The sequence below is a fragment of the Neobacillus niacini genome, from assembly GCF_048572935.1.
GTDB classification, from domain to species: Bacteria; Bacillota; Bacilli; order Bacillales; family Cytobacillaceae; genus Neobacillus; species Neobacillus niacini.
Window position 1 is genome coordinate 2,622,108 of sequence record NZ_CP183883.1, and the last position, 25,507, is coordinate 2,647,614.

Annotated in this window: 27 protein-coding genes; 26 read left to right on the top strand and 1 reads right to left on the bottom strand. The window is 38.1% G+C overall.

What is annotated here, in order from left to right; translation table 11 throughout:
* Window positions 1–84: 84 nt before the first annotated feature.
* The 9 genes from hemW (at window position 85) to deoC (ending at window position 10,224) form a co-directional block, all read left to right on the top strand.
* Complete coding sequence (gene hemW, locus ACN6MT_RS12645) at window positions 85–1,227, top strand: radical SAM family heme chaperone HemW (RefSeq protein WP_419956099.1); 1,143 nt, start codon at window positions 85–87, stop codon at window positions 1,225–1,227.
* Window positions 1,228–1,351: 124 nt separating this feature from the next.
* A complete protein-coding gene (hrcA, locus tag ACN6MT_RS12650; protein ID WP_063251350.1) occupies window positions 1,352–2,380 on the top strand; it encodes a heat-inducible transcriptional repressor HrcA in 1,029 nt (342 codons plus the stop codon).
* A gap of 207 nt (window positions 2,381–2,587) precedes the next feature.
* Entirely contained in the window at window positions 2,588–3,175 is a 588-nt protein-coding gene (grpE, locus tag ACN6MT_RS12655) for a nucleotide exchange factor GrpE (protein WP_419956100.1), read from the top strand.
* A 32-nt stretch (window positions 3,176–3,207) separates the two neighbouring features.
* Complete coding sequence (gene dnaK / locus ACN6MT_RS12660; protein WP_063251348.1) at window positions 3,208–5,040, top strand: molecular chaperone DnaK; 1,833 nt, start codon at window positions 3,208–3,210, stop codon at window positions 5,038–5,040.
* A gap of 121 nt (window positions 5,041–5,161) precedes the next feature.
* Window positions 5,162–6,289, top strand: coding sequence for a molecular chaperone DnaJ (gene dnaJ, locus ACN6MT_RS12665; protein ID WP_419956101.1), 1,128 nt, complete (start codon window positions 5,162–5,164; stop codon window positions 6,287–6,289).
* Between the two features lie 17 nt (window positions 6,290–6,306).
* Window positions 6,307–7,248, top strand: a complete 942-nt coding sequence (gene prmA / locus ACN6MT_RS12670) for a 50S ribosomal protein L11 methyltransferase (RefSeq protein WP_063251346.1) — start codon at window positions 6,307–6,309, stop codon at window positions 7,246–7,248.
* A 104-nt stretch (window positions 7,249–7,352) separates the two neighbouring features.
* Window positions 7,353–8,105 (top strand): 16S rRNA (uracil(1498)-N(3))-methyltransferase, encoded by a 753-nt coding sequence (locus ACN6MT_RS12675; protein ID WP_419956102.1) that lies wholly within the window; start codon window positions 7,353–7,355, stop codon window positions 8,103–8,105.
* A gap of 5 nt (window positions 8,106–8,110) precedes the next feature.
* Window positions 8,111–9,466, top strand: a complete 1,356-nt coding sequence (gene mtaB, locus ACN6MT_RS12680; protein WP_063251344.1) for a tRNA (N(6)-L-threonylcarbamoyladenosine(37)-C(2))-methylthiotransferase MtaB — start codon at window positions 8,111–8,113, stop codon at window positions 9,464–9,466.
* 83 nt (window positions 9,467–9,549) lie between these two features.
* Complete coding sequence (deoC, locus tag ACN6MT_RS12685; protein ID WP_419956103.1) at window positions 9,550–10,224, top strand: deoxyribose-phosphate aldolase; 675 nt, start codon at window positions 9,550–9,552, stop codon at window positions 10,222–10,224.
* A gap of 575 nt (window positions 10,225–10,799) precedes the next feature.
* Here the strand turns inward: deoC and ACN6MT_RS12690 are convergent.
* Entirely contained in the window at window positions 10,800–11,732 is a 933-nt protein-coding gene (locus tag ACN6MT_RS12690) for a Na/Pi symporter (protein WP_419956104.1), read from the bottom strand.
* A 212-nt stretch (window positions 11,733–11,944) separates the two neighbouring features.
* On the opposite strand from ACN6MT_RS12690, the gene rpsU reads away from it, so the two are divergent.
* From rpsU to ACN6MT_RS12775, 17 genes are all read left to right on the top strand, one after another.
* Window positions 11,945–12,118: a 30S ribosomal protein S21 gene (gene rpsU / locus ACN6MT_RS12695; protein ID WP_007087607.1), complete on the top strand. Its 174-nt coding sequence runs from the start codon at window positions 11,945–11,947 to the stop codon at window positions 12,116–12,118.
* 15 nt (window positions 12,119–12,133) lie between these two features.
* Window positions 12,134–12,580: a GatB/YqeY domain-containing protein gene (locus ACN6MT_RS12700; RefSeq protein ID WP_063251341.1), complete on the top strand. Its 447-nt coding sequence runs from the start codon at window positions 12,134–12,136 to the stop codon at window positions 12,578–12,580.
* Between the two features lie 118 nt (window positions 12,581–12,698).
* Window positions 12,699–13,331 (top strand): NfeD family protein, encoded by a 633-nt coding sequence (locus ACN6MT_RS12705; RefSeq protein ID WP_063251340.1) that lies wholly within the window; start codon window positions 12,699–12,701, stop codon window positions 13,329–13,331.
* Between the two features lie 54 nt (window positions 13,332–13,385).
* On the top strand, window positions 13,386–14,351 hold the full coding sequence (floA, locus tag ACN6MT_RS12710) for a flotillin-like protein FloA (RefSeq protein WP_411834222.1): 966 nt from the start codon (window positions 13,386–13,388) through the stop codon (window positions 14,349–14,351).
* Window positions 14,352–14,365: 14 nt separating this feature from the next.
* Window positions 14,366–14,785, top strand: a complete 420-nt coding sequence (locus ACN6MT_RS12715; RefSeq protein ID WP_419956105.1) for a hypothetical protein — start codon at window positions 14,366–14,368, stop codon at window positions 14,783–14,785.
* Between the two features lie 94 nt (window positions 14,786–14,879).
* A complete protein-coding gene (gene yqfC, locus ACN6MT_RS12720; RefSeq protein WP_063251337.1) occupies window positions 14,880–15,182 on the top strand; it encodes a sporulation protein YqfC in 303 nt (100 codons plus the stop codon).
* Window positions 15,179–16,372 (top strand): sporulation protein YqfD, encoded by a 1,194-nt coding sequence (gene yqfD, locus ACN6MT_RS12725; RefSeq protein WP_419956106.1) that lies wholly within the window; start codon window positions 15,179–15,181, stop codon window positions 16,370–16,372. The genes yqfC and yqfD overlap by 4 nt, the downstream gene beginning before the upstream one ends.
* Window positions 16,369–17,337, top strand: a complete 969-nt coding sequence (locus ACN6MT_RS12730; protein ID WP_063251335.1) for a PhoH family protein — start codon at window positions 16,369–16,371, stop codon at window positions 17,335–17,337. Before yqfD ends, ACN6MT_RS12730 begins: the two co-directional genes overlap by 4 nt.
* A 186-nt stretch (window positions 17,338–17,523) precedes the next feature.
* On the top strand, window positions 17,524–19,692 hold the full coding sequence (locus ACN6MT_RS12735) for an HD family phosphohydrolase (protein WP_419956107.1): 2,169 nt from the start codon (window positions 17,524–17,526) through the stop codon (window positions 19,690–19,692).
* Window positions 19,689–20,162, top strand: coding sequence for an rRNA maturation RNase YbeY (ybeY, locus tag ACN6MT_RS12740; protein ID WP_419956108.1), 474 nt, complete (start codon window positions 19,689–19,691; stop codon window positions 20,160–20,162). The genes ACN6MT_RS12735 and ybeY overlap by 4 nt, the downstream gene beginning before the upstream one ends.
* Window positions 20,140–20,523, top strand: coding sequence for a diacylglycerol kinase family protein (locus tag ACN6MT_RS12745; protein WP_419956109.1), 384 nt, complete (start codon window positions 20,140–20,142; stop codon window positions 20,521–20,523). The genes ybeY and ACN6MT_RS12745 overlap by 23 nt, the downstream gene beginning before the upstream one ends.
* Window positions 20,524–20,702: 179 nt before the next feature.
* Window positions 20,703–21,104, top strand: coding sequence for a cytidine deaminase (locus ACN6MT_RS12750; RefSeq protein ID WP_063251331.1), 402 nt, complete (start codon window positions 20,703–20,705; stop codon window positions 21,102–21,104).
* Window positions 21,094–22,011: a GTPase Era gene (gene era / locus ACN6MT_RS12755; RefSeq protein WP_419956110.1), complete on the top strand. Its 918-nt coding sequence runs from the start codon at window positions 21,094–21,096 to the stop codon at window positions 22,009–22,011. The genes ACN6MT_RS12750 and era overlap by 11 nt, the downstream gene beginning before the upstream one ends.
* A 161-nt stretch (window positions 22,012–22,172) precedes the next feature.
* On the top strand, window positions 22,173–22,316 hold the full coding sequence (locus tag ACN6MT_RS12760; protein ID WP_075686228.1) for a YqzL family protein: 144 nt from the start codon (window positions 22,173–22,175) through the stop codon (window positions 22,314–22,316).
* A gap of 30 nt (window positions 22,317–22,346) precedes the next feature.
* Window positions 22,347–23,099 carry a DNA repair protein RecO gene (recO, locus tag ACN6MT_RS12765; protein ID WP_419956111.1) on the top strand — a complete coding sequence of 251 codons (753 nt, stop codon included), beginning with the start codon at window positions 22,347–22,349 and terminating at the stop codon, window positions 23,097–23,099.
* A gap of 290 nt (window positions 23,100–23,389) precedes the next feature.
* Window positions 23,390–24,772 (top strand): glycine--tRNA ligase, encoded by a 1,383-nt coding sequence (locus tag ACN6MT_RS12770; protein ID WP_034675037.1) that lies wholly within the window; start codon window positions 23,390–23,392, stop codon window positions 24,770–24,772.
* Window positions 24,773–24,827: 55 nt separating this feature from the next.
* A complete protein-coding gene (locus ACN6MT_RS12775) occupies window positions 24,828–25,463 on the top strand; it encodes a helix-turn-helix transcriptional regulator (RefSeq protein WP_169803634.1) in 636 nt (211 codons plus the stop codon).
* Window positions 25,464–25,507 lie beyond the last annotated feature (44 nt).

Consider the following 25,507-nt stretch of genomic DNA (forward strand, 5'->3'; position numbering starts at 1 on the left):
ACGGGAGGTTAGGACAAGTCTTATTAATAGGCAAAATCCAGCCTCTTTTTCTTTCAAGAGACTAACCGAATAGAAGGTGAAAGTATGATTAAAGCTGCCTATCTCCATATCCCCTTTTGTGAACATATTTGCCATTACTGTGATTTTAATAAAGTTTTCCTAAAAGGGCAGCCGGTAGATCAATATTTAGAGGCACTTGAGCAGGAAATGATACTTACTTTACAAAAATATCCAACAGATCAACTGGATACCATATTTGTGGGTGGCGGTACACCGACCTCCTTAAATGCGAAGCAGCTTGAGAAATTTTGTGACAGTATTAGCCGAAACTTGCCGATGAGTAAACAACTTGAATTTACTTTTGAAGCGAATCCAGGAGATTTAAGCAAGGAAAAATTACAAATATTAAAGAATGCGGGTGTAAACCGACTCAGTCTTGGTGTTCAAACCTTTAATGATGAACTATTAAAGAGTATTGGTCGTGTCCATCGTGCCAAGGATGTTTACCAGACTGTAGAGAATGCAAAGTCTATTGGCTTCAAAAATATTAGCATTGATTTAATCTTCAGTCTGCCGACCCAAACCATAACAGATTTTAAAGATTCATTGATCGAGGCTTTTTCACTGGACATTCAACATTATTCGGCGTACTCGTTAATTATTGAACCAAAAACCGTTTTTTACAATCTTATGCAAAAAGGGAAACTTCCTACACCGGGAGAAGACGCGGAAGCGGAGATGTATAAACTGCTAATGGAACAAATGGAACAGTATGGATTTAGCCAGTATGAAATTAGTAATTTTTCAAAGCCTGGCTATGAAAGCAAACATAATCTAACATACTGGAATAACGATTTTTATTATGGGTTCGGTGCAGGAGCACACAGTTATGTGGATGGCTGGAGACGATCGAATGCAGGACCATTAAAAAAATATATGGAACAAATTGCTGACGGAAATCTCCCTATTTTTCAAGAACACCAAACTTCAAAAGCAGAACAAATAGAAGAAGAAATGTTTTTAGGTCTGCGAAAAACAGATGGTGTGTCTATATCCCATTTTATCGAAAAGTTTGATATGGACCCACTTCAAATTTTTGAAAATGAGATCTCTGATTTAATTGCTAAAAAATGGATAGAAGTAAAAAAAGATAATATATATTTAACTAAAACAGGGCGGCTGCTAGGAAATGAAGTTTTTCAATCATTTTTAGGTGTCATAAAGTAGGATTTTAAAAAGTTGCTTTTGTATTTTCTTGATAGCAAATGATTGACACCCTCCCCCTTTTTTTGATAATTTATTAATAGAATTAGCACTCGACTTCAATGAGTGCTAACAGAGGTGATGAAAGGTGTTAACAGATCGTCAATTATTGATTCTTCAGGTTATTGTTGATGATTTTATTCGGTCTGCACAACCTGTCGGCTCAAGGAGTTTGTCTAAAAAAGAAGAAATTTCATTTAGTTCAGCAACCATTCGGAATGAAATGGCTGACCTTGAGGAATTAGGCTATATAGAAAAAACTCATACTTCTTCAGGTCGTGTTCCTTCTGAAAAAGGCTATCGGTACTATGTAGACCATTTACTGTCGCCTCAAGTCTTAAATAAGCAGGATATTTCGATTATTCAATCGATCTTTGCGGAAAAGATTTTTGAATTCGAGAAAATCATACAAAAGTCAGCAAAGATTTTATCTGAGCTTACCAATTATACTTCAATCGTTTTAGGTCCAGCTGCAAGCTTTAATAAACTTAAAAGAATACAAATTATTCCTTTAAATAAGGAATCAGCTGTAGCTATCTTTGTTACGGATTCAGGACATGTTGAAAATCGGACATTTTATTTGCCTCCTTCCGTTGATGCAAGTGATTTGGAAAAAACAGTAAACATATTAAATGAACGGTTAACAGGGGTAGCTCTTGAGGATTTAAACGATAAAATTTATAAGGAAGTAGCAACCCTGCTGAGGCAGCATATTCGGAATTACGATTTAATGCTGCACACCATTGCCGATTCACTTAAAATGCCGGTTAATGAAAAACTCTTCTTCGGTGGAAAGACAAATATGTTAAGCCAGCCCGAATTTCATGATATCAGTAAAATACGTACTCTTCTGCAAATGATTGATCACGAAGAGTGGATCTATCCGTTAATCAAAAATGACTCTGCTGGTATCCATGTAAAAATCGGCAGGGAAAACAACAACAGTGCAATGGAAAATTGCAGTCTTATTACCGCAACCTATTCTGTTGGTGCGGAGAGTTTGGGCACCATTGCGATTCTTGGACCAACGAGAATGGAGTACTCACGTGTCATAAGCTTACTGCAGTTTTTAAGTAATGATTTAACCTCAGTATTAACAAACCTGTATCAAAAATAATAGCAGTGGAAATATTGAGTAAGGGTGTAATACTGCGTATTACACTTAGGTAAAATACTGCGTATTACACCTAAGTAAAATACTGCGTATTACACCTAAGTAAAATACTCTTTTTCACTGAGGGTGAAATGATTTGTTTTCACCCACCTTTTCATGAAATTAAACAATTACTATAAATGTTTAACGACCTTTAAGGAGGTGAGTAAGTTGACAAACGAAAAGAACAACACAGTTAATGAAGAAGTTGAATTTGAAAACAGTGAACAAGTTGAACTTACCAATGAGGAAGTTGAAACAGTTTTTGCTGAAGAAGAAACTAAAGAAGATTCAATCGATATAGACTATGCTGCTGAGATTCAAAACCTCACTAGTAAATTAGAAGAAGCAGATAATCGTTATTTGCGTCTTCAAGCAGATTTTGATAACTTCCGCCGTCGTACTCGATTAGATATCGAGGCAGGTGAAAAATATAGAGCACAAAAATTGGTCACTGATTTGCTCCCAGTTTTAGATAACTTTGAGAGAGGTTTAAAAGTTGAAGCTGATAACGAGCAGACCAAAACGTTGCTTCAAGGTATGGAAATGGTATATCGAAGTTTAGTGGATGCCTTGAAAAAAGAGGGTGTCGAGGCAATTGAAGCTGTTGGTAAAGAATTTGATCCGAATTTCCATCAAGCCGTTATGCAAGGAGAAGATGAAAATTTTGGTTCAAATATTGTGACTGATGAATTCCAAAAAGGGTACATCTTAAAGGATCGCTTGATCCGCCCATCAATGGTTAAGGTAAACCAGTAAGACCTACATATTATATTTAGGAGGAAAAGGTTATGAGTAAAATTATCGGTATTGACCTTGGTACAACAAACTCATGTGTCTCCGTACTAGAAGGCGGCGAGCCAAAGGTTATTCCAAATCCAGAAGGAAACCGTACAACACCATCTGTAGTAGCATTTAAAAACGGTGAACGCCAAATTGGGGAAGTAGCTAAGCGTCAGGCTGTTACGAACCCAAATACCATCATGTCGATTAAACGTCATATGGGAACAGATTATAAAGTGGAAGTAGAAGGTAAAAACTATACTCCACAAGAAATGTCAGCTATTATCCTTCAATATTTAAAATCTTATGCTGAAGATTATCTAGGCGAGCCAGTTACAAAAGCTGTAATTACTGTACCTGCTTACTTTAATGATGCAGAGCGTCAAGCAACAAAGGATGCAGGAAGAATTGCTGGTTTAGAAGTTGAGCGTATTATCAACGAGCCCACTGCTGCAGCGCTAGCATACGGTTTAGATAAAACCGACGAAGACCAAACCATTCTTGTTTATGACCTTGGCGGCGGTACATTCGACGTTTCTATCCTTGAATTAGGTGACGGCGTATTCGAAGTTAAATCTACTGCTGGTGATAATCGTCTAGGCGGAGATGACTTTGACCAAGTAATTATTGATTACCTAGTTGAGCAATTTAAAAAAGAAAATGGGATTGACCTATCTCAAGATAAGATGGCATTACAGCGTTTAAAGGATGCTGCAGAAAAGGCGAAAAAGGACTTATCCGGAGTAGCTTCAACGCAAATTTCTTTACCATTTATCACTGCTGGGGCTGCTGGTCCACTTCACCTTGAAGTAACCATGACTAGAGCGAAATTTGATGAGCTATCTGCTCACCTTGTTGAACGTACAATGGGACCAACTCGTCAAGCATTAAGTGACGCTGGTTTATCTCCATCTCAACTTGATAAAGTTATTCTTGTTGGGGGTTCAACGCGTATTCCTGCTGTTCAAGAGGCTATTAAGAAAGCAACAGGTAAAGAGCCGCACCGCGGAGTAAACCCTGATGAAGTAGTGGCAATGGGTGCTGCTATTCAGGGTGGCGTAATCACTGGTGATGTTAAGGATGTTGTTTTACTTGACGTAACACCACTTTCACTTGGTATTGAAACAATGGGCGGCGTATTTACAAAGTTAATCGACCGTAATACAACGATTCCAACATCAAAATCACAAGTATTCTCAACTGCTGCAGATAACCAAACGGCTGTAGATATACATGTTCTTCAAGGGGAACGTCCAATGGCAAATCTAAATAAAACTTTGGGCCGCTTCCAATTATCTGATATTCCACCGGCTCCACGTGGAATTCCACAAATTGAAGTAACGTTTGATATTGATAAAAACGGTATCGTAAATGTACGTGCAAAAGATCTTGGTACGAATAAAGAACAACAAATCACAATTAAATCTTCAACAGGTCTTTCAGATGAAGAGATTCAAAAAATGGTCAGAGAAGCTGAAGAAAACGCTGAAGCTGACAAACAGCGTAAAGAAGAAGTGGAACTTCGTAATGAAGCCGATCAGTTAGTTTTCACAACCGAAAAGACATTAAAAGATCTTGAAGGAAAAGTGGACGCTGCTGAGGTTGCAAATGCAAATGAAGCGAAGGATGCTTTAAAAGCTGCAATTGAAAGCAACGACTTAGCTGAAATTCGTGCTAAAAAGGACGCATTACAAGAAATCGTTCAAGCGTTAACCGTTAAGCTTTATGAACAAGCTGCTCAGGCAGCCCAAGGTGCACAAGGTGCAGAAGGCGGAGCGAGTGGCGCTAAAGATGACAATGTAGTCGACGCTGAATTTGAAGAAATTAAGGAAGAAAAATAAAATTTCGATTAACGAACCTATGAAAAAGTCAAAGTCAGCATCGGCTTTGGCTTTTTCTTTGTAATTTATGTTTTTATTGTGTTAGAATAATCTTTATGTGACAGATTCGGGAGTGGTAATCATGAGTAAACGAGATTACTATGAGGTGCTTGGTGTTAGTAAAAGCGCTTCTAAGGATGAAATAAAAAAAGCATATCGGAAGCTCTCAAAACAATATCATCCAGATATTAACAAAGAGCCTGATGCTGCAGATAAATTTAAAGAAATCGCTGAAGCTTATGAGGTTCTAAGCGATGATCAGAAAAAGGCGCATTATGATCAATTTGGTCATACTGATCCAAATCAAGGCTTTGGCGGCGGCGCTGATTTCGGCGGTGGTTTCGGTGGCTTTGAAGATATTTTTAATACCTTTTTTGGCGGCGGTGGTTCGCGCAGACGTGATCCAAATGCCCCAAGACAAGGTGCAGACCTGCAATATACAATGACTATTTCTTTTGAAGAAGCGGCTTTCGGAAAAGAAACAGATATTGAAATTCCTCGTGAAGAAACCTGTGGTACATGTGACGGTTCTGGTGCTAAAAAAGGAACAAAGCCAGAAACCTGTCAACACTGTCATGGAACAGGACAGTTAAATATAGAGCAAAATACACCATTTGGCAGAGTGGTTAATCGCCGTACTTGTCATCATTGTAACGGTACAGGTAAAGAGATTAAACATAAATGTTCAACCTGCGGCGGAACTGGTAAAGTGAAAAAGCGGAAAAAGATTCATGTTAAAATCCCTGCAGGTATTGATGATGGTCAACAATTAAGAATCTCAGGACAAGGTGAGGGCGGTATTAACGGTGGCCCTTCTGGAGATTTATATATTGTTTTCCACGTTCGAGAACACGAGTTTTTTGAGAGAGATGGCGATGATGTTTATTGTGAAATGCCTATCACTTTTGTTCAAGCTTCGCTTGGGGATGATATTGAAGTCCCTACCTTACATGGTAAGGTAAAACTTAAGGTTCCAGCCGGAACTCAAACTGGAACGAAATTCCGACTCAAAGGAAAAGGGATTCCTAATGTTCGTGGTTATGGAGTAGGGGATCAGCATATAATCGTTCGCATTATTACTCCTACAAAATTAACGGATAAACAAAAGCAGCTTCTTCGTGAGTTTGCGGATCTTAGTGGAAACTCGCCAATAGGTGAACATGAAGAGGGCTTCTTCTCAAAAGTAAAACGAGCCTTTAAGGGCGAATAAGGATTGGAGTTGGTAGAATGAAATGGTCTGAACTTAGTATTCACACTACAAACGAGGCGATTGAACCAATATCGCATATTTTACATGAGGCCGGTGCTAGCGGTGTAGTTATTGAGGATCCTTTTGAACTAACGAAGGAGAGGCAAGATCAGTTCGGGGAAATCTACCAACTCAATCCTGATGATTACCCTGAGGAAGGAGTTATCGTTAAAGCATATCTTCCTGTTAACAGCTTCTTAGGTGAAACGGTAGACGCGATAAAAGATTCAATTAATAACCTTATTATTCACAATATTGATATTGGAATAAATAAAGTGACCATTAGTGAAGTGAACGAGGAAGAATGGGCGACAGCTTGGAAGAAATACTATCATCCTGTTAAAATTTCAGAGAGGTTTACGATCGTTCCTACTTGGGAGATATACACTCCAGTCAGCAGTGATGAACTAATCATTGAACTGGATCCTGGAATGGCCTTCGGCACCGGAACACATCCAACGACTGTAATGTGTATCCAAGCTCTGGAAAGAACGGTTCAACCTGGTGACAGGGTAATAGATGTTGGAACTGGTTCAGGTGTGCTAAGTATTGCTGCAGCTATGCTCGGGGCAGAAGATGTACGTGCTTATGATTTAGATGAAGTTGCTGTAACATCAGCTAGGCTCAATATTAAGTTAAATAAAGTAAGTGATATAGTAACCACTTCACAAAATAATCTTTTAGATGGTGTCGAAGAGAGTTCAGCTGACGTGGTTGTTGCTAATATATTAGCTGAAGTTATTTTACGTTTTACAGATGATGTCGCTCGTGTTGTTAAACCTGGAGGAACGTTTATTGCCTCAGGTATTATCCAGCAGAAGAAAGATCAAGTAAAAGAAGGACTCATTCAGTCCGGATTTGAAATAACGGAGACCATCTTAATGGAAGATTGGGTTGCGATTATTGCTAAAAGGATATAATGCTTAAAAAAGGGGATAATGCCCCTTTTTTCTATTTGCCTGCTTTAAATGAAACAATGGTTGCAGTAAAATAAAGAGTAAAATGTTTTAGAGGGGTGCATCGTGTGCAACGCTACTTTGTTAAACAACGAGCAAATGAAAACAGTTTTGTGATTGATGGTGATGACCGTCATCATATCATTAAGGTAATGCGGATGGCGATCGGGGACAAAATCATTTGTGTTGATCCAAGTGGAAATACGGCAGTTTGTGAAATTGCAAAAATTACCGATGAACAAGTTGTTGCAGACGTTGTACAATGGAAAGATGAGAAGTCGGAGCTTCCTATTTCAATTACGATTGCAAGCGGACTTCCAAAAGGGGACAAACTTGAATGGATTATTCAAAAAAGTACTGAACTTGGTGCCCATAAATTTATTCCTTTTGCCGCACGTCGTTCTGTCGTAAAATGGGATGAAAAAAAAGCCGGCAAAAAAGTAGAGAGATGGCAAAAAATTGCCAAAGAAGCTGCGGAACAATCCCATCGTGGAATTATACCTGAGATAATAAGTCCGATGAATTTTAAAGCTCTGATAGAGAAGAGCAGAAATTTTCATTATAAATTAGTTGCTTTCGAAGAAGAAAGCAGAATTGGCGAAACGTCTGTTTTCTCAGCAACATTACAAAACATGAAACCAGGGGAATCACTGCTATTAGTTTTTGGTCCTGAGGGTGGACTTGCAGAAGAAGAAGTCAATACTTTACAGGAAAATGGTTTTGCCCTATGCGGATTAGGTCCGCGTATTTTAAGAACGGAAACTGCGCCTCTATATGCTCTATCGGCGATTTCCTACCATTTTGAATTAATGAGGAGATGAATACAATGCCAACAGTCGCTTTTCATACACTTGGATGTAAGGTGAATCATTATGAGACTGAAGCAATCTGGCAATTGTTCAAGCAAGAAGGCTACGAACGAGTTGATTATGAATCCATTTCGGATGTCTATATTATTAATACTTGCACGGTAACAAATACTGGCGACAAAAAAAGCCGCCAAGTGATTCGACGTGCTGTCCGGAAAAATCCTGACGCCGTCATTTGTGTTACAGGATGTTATGCTCAAACATCACCTGCTGAAATTATGGCTATACCTGGTGTTGATATCGTAGTTGGAACCCAGGACCGCGTGAAAATGCTTGAATATATTGAACAGTATAAAACAGAACGCCAGCCAATAAATGGTGTAGGCAATATTATGAAAAATCGTGTTTATGAAGAGCTTGATGTTCCTGCGTTTACGGATCGTACACGTGCTTCGTTGAAAATTCAAGAGGGTTGTAACAATTTCTGTACTTTCTGTATTATCCCTTGGGCACGCGGGTTAATGAGATCACGAGATCCGAAGGAAGTTATTCGCCAAGCACAGCAGCTTGTTGACGCCGGTTATAAAGAAATTGTATTAACTGGGATTCACACAGGCGGCTACGGTGAGGACATGAAGGATTACAACCTGGCCTTATTGCTTCGTGATTTAGAAGCCCAAGTTAAAGGAATTGCTAGACTTAGGATTTCTTCTATTGAAGCAAGTCAAATTACCGATGAAGTGATTGAAGTAATCAAACATTCAAATATCATCGTCCGTCATTTGCATATCCCAATCCAGTCAGGATCTAATACTGTGTTAAAAAGAATGCGCCGTAAGTATACAATGGAATTCTTCGGTGAAAGATTAGACCGTCTTAAAGAAGTACTCCCTGGACTTGCTGTTACATCTGACGTTATTGTTGGCTTTCCTGGTGAAACAGAAGAGGAATTTATGGAAACATACAATTTTATTAATGAACATAAATTTTCTGAACTCCATGTTTTCCCTTATTCCAAACGCACAGGAACACCTGCCGCACGGATGGAAGACCAAGTTGACGAAGAGGTTAAAAATGAACGTGTTCACCGGTTGATTACGCTCTCTGATCAGTTGGCAAAAGAATATGCTTCGCATTTTGAAAATGATGTCTTAGAAATAATCCCAGAAGAAGAATTTAGTGATGGGTTATATGTAGGGTATACGGATAATTATCTAAAAGTGGTTTTCCCTGCCACCGAAGAAATGATTGGTAAACTTGTTAAAGTAAAAATTACAAAAGCAGGTTATCCATACAATGAAGGACAATTTGTCAGAATTGTTGAAGACGATATTAAAGCAGAAGTATTTACAAAAGAAGAAGCTGCGATTTAAGGACCTGTTTGGTCCTTTTTTTATTGGGATTTGGGTACTCTAATATTAGAATCAAATATATTATTGAAAAGGGGCATATAAAAATGGCTACTACCAATATTGCTTCAATGATTGACCATACCTTATTAAAAGCAGACGCAACCCGCCAGCAAATTGAAACTCTTTGCCAAGAGGCAATAGAACATAAATTTTTTTCAGTTTGTGTAAATCCAACCTGGGTAAGCACTGCTAGAGAATTGCTTAGTGGAAGTGGAGTTAAGGTTTGTACGGTTATTGGTTTTCCTTTGGGAGCAACCACTTCGGAAACAAAAGCGTTTGAAACAAGCAACGCGATAGAAAACGGTGCTGACGAAGTTGATATGGTCATCAACATCGGTGCTTTGAAGGATAAAAATGACGACTTAGTTGGAAAAGATATTCGTGCTGTTGTTGAAGCTGCAAAAGGTAAAGCCTTAACAAAGGTAATTATCGAAACAAGCTTACTTACAAGGGAAGAGAAGATTCGTGCCTGTCAGCTTGCTGTAAAGGCTGGTACCGATTTTGTAAAAACATCAACAGGTTTCTCAACTGGCGGTGCAACAGTGGAGGATATAAAGCTTATGAGAGAAACAGTTGGACCTGATATTGGAGTTAAAGCTTCGGGCGGAGTTCGAAATACTGAAGATACTGAAAAGATGATACAAGCTGGAGCAACTAGAATTGGAGCAAGTGCAGGAGTCGCAATTCTACAAGGATTAACAGCCACCACTGACTACTAAAAAAGACGGCCAAGGCCGTCTTCAGATTGTAGAGAAAGTGAATTTGCAGTTTGAGGACAGATCGTAGCTCTGCCATTCAGGATATGTCCTCAATCCATGGTCTTGAGGACAAAACGGAAGTTCTGCCAGCGGGATTTGTCCTCAATCCAGGGTCTTGAGGACAAAACATAAGCTTTGTCAGAAGGATTTGTCCTCAATCCAGGGTCTTGAGGACAAAACATAAGCTTTGTCAGAAGGATATGTCCTCAATCCAGGGTCTTGAGGACAAAACATAAGCTTTGTCAGAAGGATATGTCCTCAATCCAGGGTCTTGAGGACAAAACGTAAGCTATACCAGCGGGATTTGTCCTCAATCCAGAGTCTTGAGGACAAAACGAAAGCTACGTCAGCGGAAATTGTCCTCAATCCAGGGTCTTGAGGACAAAACGAAAGCTACACCAGTCAGGATTTGTCCTCAATCCAGGATTCTTATGGACAAATCCTACGCACACAATCTAGATAAGAAAACCGCAACGCAAAAAGTGGCTGTCGAGGACTTTTTCGACAGCCTGAAGACGGCCAAGGCCGTCTTTTATTTATTTACTTGTTTTGCCACCATGGATTTTCAAAATCATTTCACCAAATTTTGTTGCAAATGGTAAAACCATAATGGATGAAACCACATTAAAAATAACACTTATGTGTGCTAACTGAATCATTTTCTCATCCGCTAATACATGGGCATTTTCAGACAAATATGGAATAAAGGGAGTAAAAATTAGAACACCCGCCACATTGAGCCAAACATGTGCAAATGCCGCCAATCTTGATTCTTTCCCGCCCCCAATTGAAGCAATTAGTGCTGTAATGCATGTCCCAATATTTGCCCCAAATACAATCGCGATCCCAGCATCAAGGTGAAGAAGACCTGCTGTTAAAAAACCCATGGTGATACCTGTCATAGCTGTACTTGATTGAATAATTGCGGTAATAAATGCTCCAGTTAAAATACTTAGTAAGATATTGTCGTTAATAGAGAGGATATAATTATTGATAAATGGGAGTGCAGTTAAGGGGTGAGCAAGAAGCTCAAATCCCTTCATTGCTGTAAACACGGAGGCGATTCCAAAGGTGACCATTCCGATACTTCTAATTTTTATTGGTTTAAAAAAGGTAAGTAATGCTCCAATAATAGCCAATGGTACTAAAACTTTATCAAGATTAAAAGTTATCAATTCAGTTTTAAATGTGGTTCCGATATTTGTGCCTAAAATAATCCCGATGGATTGAGGAAAAGTCATGATCTTTGTTGAAATCAATCCAATGGTGATAACCATTACTGCAGAACTGCTCTGTAATAATGCAGTAACAAACGTCCCAGTCACCATACCTTTTAACGGTGTACTTGTAAGTTTCGTTAACCAACCTTTTAGTTTATTACCTGATAGGTTAAATAATCCAAACCTTATTATGGTCATGCCAAATATAAATAATAAGATAAATAAAATAAATAATAGTATGTATAGCATGTCTTCTCCCCCTCCATAAATTGTATGCCCTTGGGAAAAGGACATGCCAGATTTATAGTGGTTGTTCAAAAAATTGTGGATAAATGAATAAAAATATCAAAAGCTTGTTTCAACTCTAGAAATACAGTTGACCTTGTTTCTATGATATATTATAATTGCAAGGTACATGGATTGAATGTAAGTGTGTTGTGTTTCGGAGGGAGGGAAAGAGAATGTCTAAAACCGTCGTTCGTAAAAACGAATCGCTTGAAGATGCTCTTCGTCGCTTCAAACGTACAGTATCAAAAACTGGTACTTTGCAAGAGGCAAGAAAGCGCGAATTCTACGAAAAGCCAAGTGTAAAGCGTAAGAAAAAGTCTGAAGCAGCAAGAAAACGTAAGTTCTAAGAGAGGGTGTAATTTATGAGTCTTCTCGAGCGTTTAAACAATGACATGAAACAAGCGATGAAAAATAAGGAAAAAGACAAACTCACAACAATTCGGATGGTAAAAGCTTCATTGCAAAATGAAGCGATTAAGCTTGGTACAAAAGAGCTTTCCGCCGATGATGAGTTAACGATCCTTTCTCGCGAAGTAAAGCAACGCAAAGAATCCCTCCATGAATTTGATAAAGCAGGTCGTCAAGACCTTGTTGATAAATTGCGTGCAGAGTTGGCTATTGTCGAACTGTATTTACCGAAGCAGCTTTCCGAAGAAGAGTTGTCAGAAATTGTTCAAGAAACAATCTCTGAAGTCGGTGCAAAATCAAAAGCGGATATGGGAAAAGTGATGGCTGCGATTATGCCTAAAGTAAAAGGTAAAGCAGACGGTTCACTTGTAAATAAATTTGTACAACAACACCTTTCATAATTATTCTGACAACCAAAGCCGCAAGCGTTAGCTTGCGGTTTTTCATTGTTTTTGGATAATTTGAAACTTATTTGGATATAAAACGTATACATAGTGTCGACAAGAAGGGAGGGTCATTATGGTTGAGTTCCTAACAAATCCAATCGTTGTAACACTGCTATTAACCATTGCAGGAACAGCAATTGTCTATGAGTTGTTTTCGTCAAAGTTTGGAATATCAGGATTCATAGGTTTATTTGCACTACTACTTTTCTTTTATGGACATTTTCAAGCTGGTCTTGCTGGGTTTGGAACAATTCTGTTATTTGCAGTAGGAATCATGCTCATTTTCTTAGAATTTTTTCTTCCGGGAGCCATTTCGGGCACATTAGGATTGGCAGCATTAATAGCAAGTCTGTTTATAGCAGGAGAAAATCCATTGAATATGGGAATCTCCATTTTCATTGCAATTTGTATTTCCATTGCAGTCCTATTTATTATGATAAAGGTCTTAGGCAGAAAATTGGTTTTGTTTAATCGAATGATTTTATTTGATACAGCTAAAAAAGAAGATGGCTATGTTTCTAACGTAAATCGAACAGATTTATTAGGAAAAGAAGGGATTGCGTTAACAGTATTAAGACCATCTGGAACAGCGGTTTTTAATAATGAAAGAATCGATGTTGTGAGTGAAGGTGACTTCATCGATCAAAATGCAAAAATTACTGTGATAAAGGTTGAGGGAGTACGTATCGTAGTCAGGAAAGTATAATGAATTACTAACAAGGAGGTAAGCGCTATGGAATTAACGAGTGGAAGTTTATTTATGATTGGTATTATCGTTGTTGCGTTAATTTTTCTAGGAATATTATTATCATTTGTTCCGGTAATGCTATGGGTATCTGCCCTTGCTGCAGGGGTTCGTATCAGTATTTTTACATTAGTAGGGATGAGACTTAGACGGGTTACACCAAGCCGAGTTGTAAATCCCCTAATTAAGGCACACAAGGCAGGTCTAAATGTAACAACAAATCAGCTTGAAAGTCATTACTTAGCGGGTGGTAATGTTGATAGAGTGGTAAATGCTTTAATTGCTGCCCATCGTGCGAATATTGAGCTAACATTTGAACGCTGTGCTGCAATCGATTTGGCAGGGCGTGATGTATTAGAAGCGGTACAAATGAGTGTTAATCCTAAAGTCATTGAGACACCTTTTATTGCTGGTGTTGCCATGAATGGTATTGAAGTAAAAGCAAAAGCGAGAATTACCGTTCGTGCTAATATCGACCGTCTAGTCGGAGGTGCGGGTGAGGATACTGTTGTAGCTCGTGTAGGCGAAGGGGTTATTTCGACGATTGGTTCCTCAGCCGACCACAGCAAAGTACTCGAGAATCCAGAATTGATTTCCCAAACAGTTTTGGCCAAAGGTTTAGACGCAGGTACAGCTTTTGAAATTCTGTCGATTGACATTGCTGATATTGATTTAGGAAGGAACATCGGTGCTGAACTGCAGACAGAGCAAGCAGAAGCCGATAAGAAAATAGCCCAGGCAAAAGCTGAAGAGCGGAGGGCTATGGCTGTTGCTACTGAGCAGGAAATGAAGGCAAGAGTAGAAGAAATGAGAGCAAAGGTTGTAGAGGCAGAGGCGAAAGTGCCACTGGCAATGTCAGAAGCATTAAAATCCGGTAATATTAGTGTTATGGAATATATGAATTATAAAAATATTTCTGCTGATACAGATATGCGCGGATCTATCGGCAAGATGACTGGTGATAAAAAAGACGACCGGTAAAAGGAGGTCGGGGCATGGAAACAATATTATTTTTAATTATCGCCGGTATTCTCTCCTCAATCTTTGGCAGAGCAAAGGGCAATAATAGTCCGGGTAGAAGAAAACCTTTTACAGCAAAGGGTTTTGATGATTTTCGTACAAAGGTTGAAAAACACATGGAGAACACCTCGACAAAAACAAGACAAATCTCGACTGGTCAGCCAGTGGCGCAGAAATTGCAAAATACAGTGGAAAACGTTCAACTGATGAATTCTGTTCCACCAAGGATGCCAGAAAAACTAGTTAAGCCGCATGAATCAACAAGGATAGAAGTTGAAACAGATGGTACAACATTAGAAAAACCAGATGAAAAAACCATCATTAATGGGATTATTTGGGCAGAAATCCTTGGTGAACCGCGAGCTAAAAAACCTTACATTCCAAGAAAAGGCTAAATTAATTTTTCCTAATCCGAAGCATTAAAAGAAAAAGAAGTGCTAGAACCCCCTTTCATTTCATAAATATGAGATGAAAGGGGGTTCTTTTTTTATGGCAAAAAAATGGGGCCTGCGTGTCCGAAACTGGATGGCACAAAAAATGGATCTTCCTCAAGATGTCATGATGGATTTGCCCCGAATCACAATGATTGGGCAAATCCATATTTACATCGAGAATCATAGAGGGTTAATTACCTTTACTGATAAAGAATTGCGTCTGTTGTTAAAGCAGGGTCAATTACAAATTAAAGGGAAGTCATTCGTGATAAAAACCATATTACCTGAAGAAATTTTGCTAGAAGGAAAAATTGATCAGGTTATTTATATAAATGATAATCCAGGAGGAACCAAATGAAAAACCAATGGATCGAATTCATATCTGGCAAGGTAACCGTTAAAGTAACAGGAAGAGGTATAGAAAGATTCTTAAATGTATTAATCAGGAACGGTCTCATTGTATGGAATGTAAAACGACACGGGACTGAAACGATAACCTTTACAATGAGACTGCAGGACGCATTAAAAATTAGACGTTATGCAAGAGAGAGAGAATGCTCAATTAAATTTTTAAAAAGGGCAGGTATGCCTTTTTTATTTAAACGGCTATTGAAAAATAGCGGTTTTGTAGGAGGGGCTCTTCTCTTTTTATTAATTATTATGTTTTTATCAAATGTCATTTGGGGTATTGAAATAAAAGGAGCAAAACCGGCCACAGAGTATCAGATTCGAAAAGAATTGGACAAGATGGGAGTAAAGATTGGTAAAGTCCAATTTTTTGTGGATAACGTAGAAGGAATTCAACGGAAATTGACTAATAATGTTGGTAACCTTACCTGGGTTGGTGTGGAATTAAAGGGGACAACCTACCATCTTCAAGTGGTTGAGAAGAAAGAACCTGAAAAGCCAGAACAACTGGCACCAAGAAATCTAGTTGCAAAAAAGAAAGCTGTTATTGATTCCATGTATATTGAAACAGGACAAAAAATGGTTGATATACATGACCATGTAGAGCAGGGGCAGCTGCTAGTATCAGGTGTGATTGGAAGGGAAGGTCAAACCGAGCAAGTTGCAGCCGTTGGAGAAGTTTGGGGGGAAACTTGGTATAGAAGCCATGTTGAATTACCGTTAGAAACGAAATTCTTTGTCTTCAATGGCCAGGAAAAGCAAAAGTTTTCATTCGTCTTAGGTAATCTAGAAATTCCTATTTGGGGATTTGGCGAACCAGAATTCAAGGAATATGAAACGGAAAAGAATGTGAATAAAATCCATTTCCTAAAATGGGAGCTGCCTATCTCAATTGGAAATGAAACATTACGAGCACGTGAAGAGACTATCCGGACGTATACGGAAAAAGAAGCCGAAAAAAATGCACTTGAATTAGCAAAAGATAAAATAAAAAATGGTTTGGATGAAGAAGCTATCATTAAAGACCAAAAAATTTTACACAAAGAGTTGAAAAATGGTAAAGTTATCCTAGATATCCATTTTAAGATAATCGAAAATATAGCGGTTGGACAACCAATACCTAAGGAGACTACTGAATGACAGTTAACTTAAAAACAATAAATGTACAACTTGAAAATCCAACGGAAGCGATAGCTCTCTTAGGCAACGCAGATACAAATTTAAAAATAATTGAAGAAGAACTACAAGTATCCATCGTCACGCGCGGCGAGTCAGTCAGCTTGTCTGGTGATGAGGAAAGAGTAGTACTTGCCAGTCAAATTCTTGATAAGCTTATTTTTGTCATTAGAAAAGGTGTAACAATCAGCCAGAGGGATGTTTTGTCAGCCATCCAAATGGCGCAAAAAGGTACACTGGATTACTTTGATAATCTCTATGACGAGGAAATTGCGAAGAATGTAAAAGGAAAGAGTATACGAATCAAAACGCTTGGGCAAAGACAATATATAATGGCAATAAGACAACATGACCTTGTATTTGGGATTGGTCCCGCAGGAACAGGAAAAACGTATTTAGCCGTAGTTATGGCTGTCAATGCGTTGAAAAATGGGCAAGTTAATAAGATTATTCTAACTCGTCCTGCGGTAGAGGCAGGAGAAAGTCTTGGATTTTTACCAGGTGACTTGAAAGAAAAGGTTGACCCGTATTTACGTCCCTTATATGACGCTTTAAATGACGTTCTTGGGGCTGAACATACTCAAAGATTAATTGAGCGTGGTACAATTGAAATTGCTCCGCTAGCCTATATGAGGGGCCGGACATTAGACGATGCCTTTGTCATATTAGATGAAGCACAAAATACCACACATGCTCAAATGAAGATGTTTTTAACACGGCTCGGTTTTGGTTCGAAAATGGTCATTACAGGTGACCAAACACAAATAGATTTACCAAAAGGGGCAAAGTCAGGACTAATCGCTGCCGAGAACATCTTGTTGGGTGTTAATGGAATATCCTTTGTTTTCTTAGAACAAAGTGATGTGGTTCGTCATCCGTTAGTAGGCAGAATTATTGAGGCTTATGAAAAAAAACCACAGCAAAATTAAGGTATTGAATGAAGGGATAAACCTGCTTAGGGTTTATCCTTTTTGCCATCTAATCATACAATTGACATGTAAAAAGTGGGCTTTCTTTTATTAGAAGATGAAACTTCAGGGAAAAACTGTTATCATTTTACATAAAGCGGATTACATACTTGATTAGGGTTATTTAGGTGCTTTGGAGGGAGTTCGTTGAAAAAAATACAGCAATACTTAATTCAAATAAAAAAGCTTCTAGATTATACCTTCTTCAGAGTGTTAGTTTTTGTGATTTTAGGAGTAGTCTTATTTATCTCTATGTATGGGAATGTGAAGCCGGAGAAACTTGATATAAGTCTTTTGACGGTAGCAGATAAAACCATTCGCTCCCCGGCAACGGTCGAAGATAAAATCAGTACAGAAAAAAAACGTCAAGAGGCATTGGATCAAGTCCAGGACGTCTACACACTGAAAAAGGAATATTCTACGAATCAAGTAGATTTAATTACTTCGATATTTGACTCGGCTTCAGATGTAAATGACGAAATAGAGGATGAAACAAAAAAACAAAATGTCCTCGACGAAGACCCTTTAGATGTCTTTGAACCAACCGTTGAAGAAGAAATGACCATGTTAAAGGGGAAATTAACAGATCGTGTAACAAAGGATCTTTCAGAACGTGTTTTTACTGCACTGGTACAAGCTAGCAATGATGAATTATCCATTGCAAAAGATTTAACGGTGACGGCTATTAATAATGTCATGAATAAACGAATTTCTGCGGATGATGTAGAAAATGCAAAAAAAAGTTTAGAAGAAGAATTAAAATTTACGACCTTAAATGGTGACTTAAAAAATGCAGCGATTGAATTAGGAAGATATGCTGTTATTCAGAATGAATTTTATGACCCGGAGGCAACTGAAGAGTTGCGTAAGCAAGCAGCGGAATCAGTAGAACCTGTAAAAATCCTGCAAGGGCAAATTATTATCGAAGAGGGGAAATTAATTCGTCAGGAAGAATTTCGCCAGCTAGAACTAGTGGGTCTGTTAGATAATAAACAATCGTATAAACCGTTTATTGGTTTACTGATTCTCATTTCGATTATTCTGACCTCGGTTTACTTTTACTTCTACCAGTTGAAGGAAAATCCAGAAAAGAGACAGACCAATCTTCTCTTGTTTGGGATTATTTTTATTTTGACGTTTTTTATATTGAAAATTATCAGTATGCTGCAAATCTTTAACTATTCCGGGATAGGTTACTTATTCCCTGCAGCAATGGGCGGAATGCTTATTAAGATATTAATTGAAGAGAAATTAGCGATTCTATCCTCTATCATCTTTTCGATTTTTGGCAGTATTTTATTTAATGAAGGAGTCTCCGGAACACTGAATTTTTCAGTTGGGATTTATATATTGTTTAGTGCACTTGCAGGTGTGCTCTTTTTAAGCGGGCAGAATCAGCGCTCTAAAATCTTACAGGCTGGATCTTTTGCAGCTGCAATAAATCTATTCACTATTTGGGCACTAATGTTTTTGCCGAATGGACAATTTTCTGGATTAGAATATGGGTATTATATTTTAACAGCCATTTTTTCAGGAATTGGTTCAGCTGTCCTGACAATGGGACTATTACCACTTTTGGAGACTAGCTTTGGTATACTCTCAACAATGAAATTGATTGAGCTTTCTAATCCAAATCATCCATTACTGCGAAAAATATTGATGGAAGCACCTGGAACCTATCACCATAGTGTTATGGTTGCTAACCTAGCAGATGCAGCCTGTGAAGCGATAGGAGCAAATGGTTTACTGGCAAGGGTAGGCTGTTATTATCATGATGTCGGTAAAACAAAACGGCCCAACTTTTTCATAGAAAATCAAATGCAACTTGACAATCCGCATGATCGTCTGCCGCCAGATAAAAGTGCTAATATCATTATTTCACACGTGACAGATGGGTCTGCAATATTAAAAAAATACAATATGCCAAAGGAAATCATTCATATTGCTGAACAACATCATGGTACAACACTTTTGAAGTTTTTTTACCATAAGGCGCTGCAAGGCGAAGAAAATGTTAATGAAGAGGATTATCGTTACCCTGGTCCAAAACCACAGACAAAAGAATCTGCTATTGTAGGTATTGCCGATAGTGTGGAAGCTGCAGTTAGATCTATGAACCAGCCTACACCGGAAACAATCGAATCACTTGTTAAGAAAATCGTCTCCGACCGTCTCCAAGATGGGCAATTAAACGAATGCGAATTAACCTTAAAAGAATTAGAAACGGTATCCCACTCTTTTTGTGAAACGTTAAAGGGGATTTTCCACTCTAGAATTGAATATCCAGAAATGACAAAGAAGGTGGCTGAAGTATGAATAAGTTGATGATTGATTTAGTAGATGAAACGAATCAACTGTCAGATGAGCAAATGCAAGACATCGAAACACTATTAAATTTTGCAGCTGATAAAGAAAATGTCGAGGACAATAGTGAGGTATCCGTTACATTTGTATCAAATGAAAGAATTCACGAAATTAACCGTGAATATAGAGATAAGGATGCGCCTACGGACGTGATTTCATTCGCTATGGAAGAGCTGGGTGAAGGTGAAATTGAATTAATAGGGGAGGAGCTTCCTCGTGTCTTAGGAGATATCATCATTTCCATTCCAAAGGCAGAAGAGCAGGCCAAGGAATATGGACATTCATTTATTCGAGAACTTGGATTTTTATCTGTTCACGGTTTCCTGCATCTTCTGGGCTACGATCATATGGAAAAGGAAGAGGAAGAAAAAATGTTCTCTCGACAAAAGGAAATATTAGATGAGTATGGACTCACGAGATAAGCATGTTCATTTATGGAAATCTTTTTCTTTCGCCATAACTGGAATTAAGACAGCCCTTTGGTCTGAGAGAAATATGCGCATCCATTTATTTGTGTCTTTTATCGTAATTGGGTGTTCCGTTTTCTTTTCAATTAGTAAACTGGAGTGGTTATTTGTTCTTGTAGCAATAGGCGGAATCTTATCATTAGAATTAATCAACACTGCTATCGAGCGTGTAGTTGACTTAGTGACAGAGGACTACCACCCGCTTGCTAAACAAGCTAAAGACTTAGCGGCCGGAGCGGTTTTTATTTATGCTATTACTGCGGTTGTAATTGGAAGTATTATCTTTTTACCATATATTTATAGATGGTTAATTTGAAAAGGAATTACGAATTCGGTAGAATAACTTATCAGCTTTGTGCGATACAGGTAAATTAGTTGACTTTTATGAAAATTCAAATTTTTATATTACTTTTTCGCTACAAATGATGATTTTGTGAAATTTTTAGGGTAAAATAAAGAAAGCGGCAGATTATTGCTGGAAGGGAAGAATGAACTTTGAACATCGAGAAATTAATCGAAGAATCAAAGAAAGCAAGGGAAAAAGCCTATGTTCCTTATTCTAAATTTGGGGTGGGAGCAGCATTATTAACAACAGATGGAAAAATATATCATGGCTGTAACATTGAAAATGCCGCTTATAGCATGTGCAATTGCGCTGAACGTACTGCATTATTTAAGGCTTATTCTGAAGGTGATCGAAACTTTACGATGCTTGCAGTTGTTGCTGATACTGATCGACCTTGCTCTCCATGCGGGGCATGCCGGCAAGTAATCTCGGAGCTCTGTCACAAAGACATGAAAGTCGTTTTAACTAATCTTAAAGGTGACGTTTTAGAACTTACAGTAGCAGAGTTACTTCCAGGTGCCTTTTCTCCGGAGGATTTACATGCTGAGTAATGTTAATAAAGGTTATAAATCAGGTTTCATTTCAATTATTGGGCGCCCTAATGTAGGAAAGTCCACCTATTTAAATCGAGTAATAGGTCAGAAGATTGCAATTATGAGCGATAAACCTCAAACTACTCGTAATAAAATTCAGGGTGTATTGACCTTAGATGATACCCAAATGGTGTTTATTGACACACCAGGGATTCATAAGCCAAAGCATAAACTCGGCGACTTTATGATGAAAGTTGCGCAAAATACACTAAAAGAAGTTGATTTAATTCTATTTATGGTAAATGCTGAGGAAGGTTTTGGTCGTGGCGAGGAATTTATAGTCGAAAAATTTCAAACCATCAACACACCTATTTTCCTTGTTATAAATAAAATTGACCAGATACATCCGGATGAATTACTGCCATTAATTGAATCATATAAAGAAAAGTATTCCTTTAAAGAAATTATTCCCATTTCAGCACTCGAGGGAAATAATGTTGAACGACTGTTAGAACAAATTAAAGCCTATTTACCTGAAGGACCTCAGTATTATCCGGCGGATCAGGTAACCGATCACCCAGAAAGATTTATTATCACCGAGCTAATTAGAGAAAAAGCGCTGCACTTAACACGTGAAGAAATCCCTCATTCTCTTGCTGTTGTCCTAGATAAAATGGAACGGCAGAAGGGAAAGGATATAATCCATGTGATGGCAACTGTCATTGTCGAGAGGGATTCTCAAAAAGGGATTATTATTGGGAAACAAGGAAGTATGCTCAAAGAAATTGGAAAACGAGCCCGTGTGGACATTGAAAATCTTTTAGGCTCAAAAGTTTTCTTAGAGCTTTGGGTAAAAGTTCAAAAAGATTGGCGGAATAAAATGTCCCAGCTTCGCGATTTTGGTTTTAATGAAGACGAGTATTAATACCATACACCCTAATAAAAATATTAACATTCTTATAAAATTATGCATGGACAACATTAACAATATTTTCGTCTTATGATTTTTCCATAGGCAGGCTATGATAATTGTAAGGTTTGGGATTCTTAAAATGGCTAGTTAAATCATGAAAGGTGGGGTTTTCGATGATGGATTTTACGTGGAAAGTATTCCTACAGACAGGCAATATTGACACTTATCTTCTCTTTAAAGAGCTCGAGAAGGAAAACCAAGAAATACCCGGAAATCAGAATGAAGATCTAGCGCAAATGGATTTTCCCGTTTCATAAGTTGTCTAATGTATCGGGATGGTGACAGCTATGCTTCAAAAGTGTGAAGGCATCGTCATTAGAACTACAGATTATGGTGAGACCAATAAAATTATAACTCTATATACTAGGGAGTGGGGAAAGATCGGCGTTATGGCAAGAGGGGCAAAAAAGCCTAATAGCCGGCTTTCCTCCATTACCCAACTGTTTACCCACGGTTATTTTCTAGTACAAAGAGGTACTGGATTAGGCAGTGTACAACAGGGAGAAATGATTACCAGCTTTCGCGGTATTGGGGAAGATATATTCCTCACCGCCTATGCTAGTTATATCGTTGAATTGACTGATAAATGTACGGATGATAAAAAACCAAACCCATATCATTTCGAACTTCTTTTTCAAACACTTAATTTTTTAAATGAAGGATACGATCCAGATATTCTTATGAATATTTATGAAATGAAAATGCTGAATGTGTTGGGATTACATCCTATTCTAAATCAATGTTCCGTTTGCGGCAGCACAGACGGACTTTTTTCTTTTTCCATTCGGGAAGGCGGGTTTATATGCCATCGTTGTATAGAAAAGGACCCATACCATTATAAATTATCGCCATCATCTGTAAAATTATTACGACTCTTTTATTATTTTGATCTCACGAGATTAGGAAACATTTCAGTAAAACAAGGGACAAAGGATGAGCTGAAACAGGTTATTACGGCTTACTACGAAGAGTATTCCGGCCTATATTTAAAAACAAAGAAATTTCTCCAGTCCATGGAAAAATTTCGAAACCAAATTTAGTTTGACTTATTGACTTTTATTTTAGATTTCGTTATTATGTGTCTTAATAATAAATAGTTGCTATGATGGAAAAGAGTACTTAGCAATCTCTGTAAAAGCGAACCTAGGATGGTGTGAGCTAGGGTATAGGGACCTAAGGAAGGCGTTCTTGAGCAAATCATGTGTACAACACATAAAAGAGGCTGCTGTATTGCAGCAAATAGGGTGGAACCGCGGGTAACTCTCGTCCCTATGCTTATTTTAAGCATAGCGACGAGGGTTTTTTATTTTATTGAAGAGGAGTAATGAAAATGAAAGTATCAATGGAGCAGATTGTTTCTCACGCGAAACATAGAGGATTTATTTTTCCAGGTTCAGAAATTTACGGCGGTTTGGCAAATACGTGGGATTACGGTCCACTTGGAGTAGAGTTTAAAAACAATATTAAACAAGCATGGTGGAAAAAATTCGTTCAAGAATCACCATACAATGTTGGTTTGGACGCTAGCATTCTAATGAACCCAAGAACTTGGGAAGCTTCCGGTCATATCGGCAACTTTAACGATCCAATGATTGATTGTAAAAACTGTAAAGCACGACACCGTGCCGATAAGTTAATTGAAAATGCTCTTGATGAAAAGGGAGTAGAGATGATTGTTGATGGCCTGCCATTTGATAAAATGGAAGAACTGGTAAAAGAACATAATATTGCTTGTCCTGATTGCGGCAGTCATGATTTTACCGGCATCCGTCAGTTCAACTTAATGTTTAAAACTTTCCAAGGGGTTACCGAGTCTAGTACGAATGAGATTTTCCTACGCCCTGAAACAGCACAAGGGATATTTGTTAACTTTAAAAATGTCCAGCGTACAATGAGAAAGAAATTACCTTTTGGAATTGCACAAATTGGAAAAAGCTTCCGAAATGAAATCACGCCTGGAAACTTTACCTTCCGTACGCGTGAATTTGAGCAAATGGAGCTTGAGTTCTTCTGTAAGCCTGGCGAAGAGTTAACGTGGTTTGATTATTGGAAGAATTTTGCTGAGCAATGGCTTCATTCATTAGGCTTAAATAAGGAAAATTTAAGGCTTCGAGACCATTCGGAAGATGAACTTTCGCATTATAGTAATGCAACAACCGATTTTGAATATAAATTCCCATTTGGCTGGGGAGAACTTTGGGGTGTAGCCTCAAGAACGGATTATGATTTAAAGCAGCATATGCAATTCTCTGGTGAGGACTTTAACTATATTGACCCAGAGACAAATGAAAGATATATACCATACTGTATCGAGCCTTCTCTTGGTGCGGACCGGGTAACATTAGCATTTTTAATTGATGCCTATGATGAAGAACAACTTGAAGATGGTACTTCAAGAACAGTTATGCATTTCCATCCTGCACTTGCACCATTTAAGGCAGCAGTTTTACCTTTGTCTAAAAAACTTTCTGAAGAAGCCAAAGAAGTGTTTCAAACTTTAGCCAAGCATTTCTCCGTTGACTATGATGAAGCAGGTTCAATTGGTAAACGTTACCGAAGACATGACGAGATTGGTACACCATTCTGTATCACATATGATTTTGATTCAAAAGAAGACAATATGGTAACAATCAGAGACCGTGACACCATGGAACAAACACGAGTACCACTTGCAGAATTAGTCACTTTCCTCCAAGAAAAGATAATGTTTTAGGTTTAAATTTTTCTGAGGGTGCGGTCCGTCCGCCCCTCTACATAATGGATTAAAAATGGTGGTGAGAAAAATAGAACTGACCAAACGCCAAGAACTTATCATTCAAATTGTGAAGGATAATGGACCAATAACCGGGGAAAACATTGCAGAACAGCTAAATTTGACACGAGCAACATTAAGGCCTGATTTATCCATTTTAACAATGGCTGGATATTTAGACGCAAGACCACGTGTAGGATATTTTTATACTGGTAAATCCGGAACTCAGCTTTTGACTGAAAACCTTCAAAAAATACGTGTAAGGGATTATAATTCAATCCCTATCTTAGTAAAGGAAAACGTTTCGGTATACGACGCAATTTGTACAATGTTCCTTGAGGATGTGGGGACATTATTTGTGGTAGACCAAAACTCCCTGCTAGTTGGTGTGTTATCAAGAAAGGACCTTCTAAGAGCAAGTATTGGCAAACAAGAGCTTACTGCACTACCAATCAACATCATTATGACCAGAATGCCAAATATTACAACGTGTGAAATGGATGATAATTTAATCGATGTTGCTAAATTACTAATTGATAAACAAATTGACGCTTTACCTATAGTTAGACCGTCAGAACAGGGATATGAAGTAATAGGGAGAATTACGAAGACAAATATTACGAAAGCATTCGTTGCCTTGGGTAATGGATAATAATAGGACGTCCCAAAACCTGAATGAAATAATAATAGGATTTT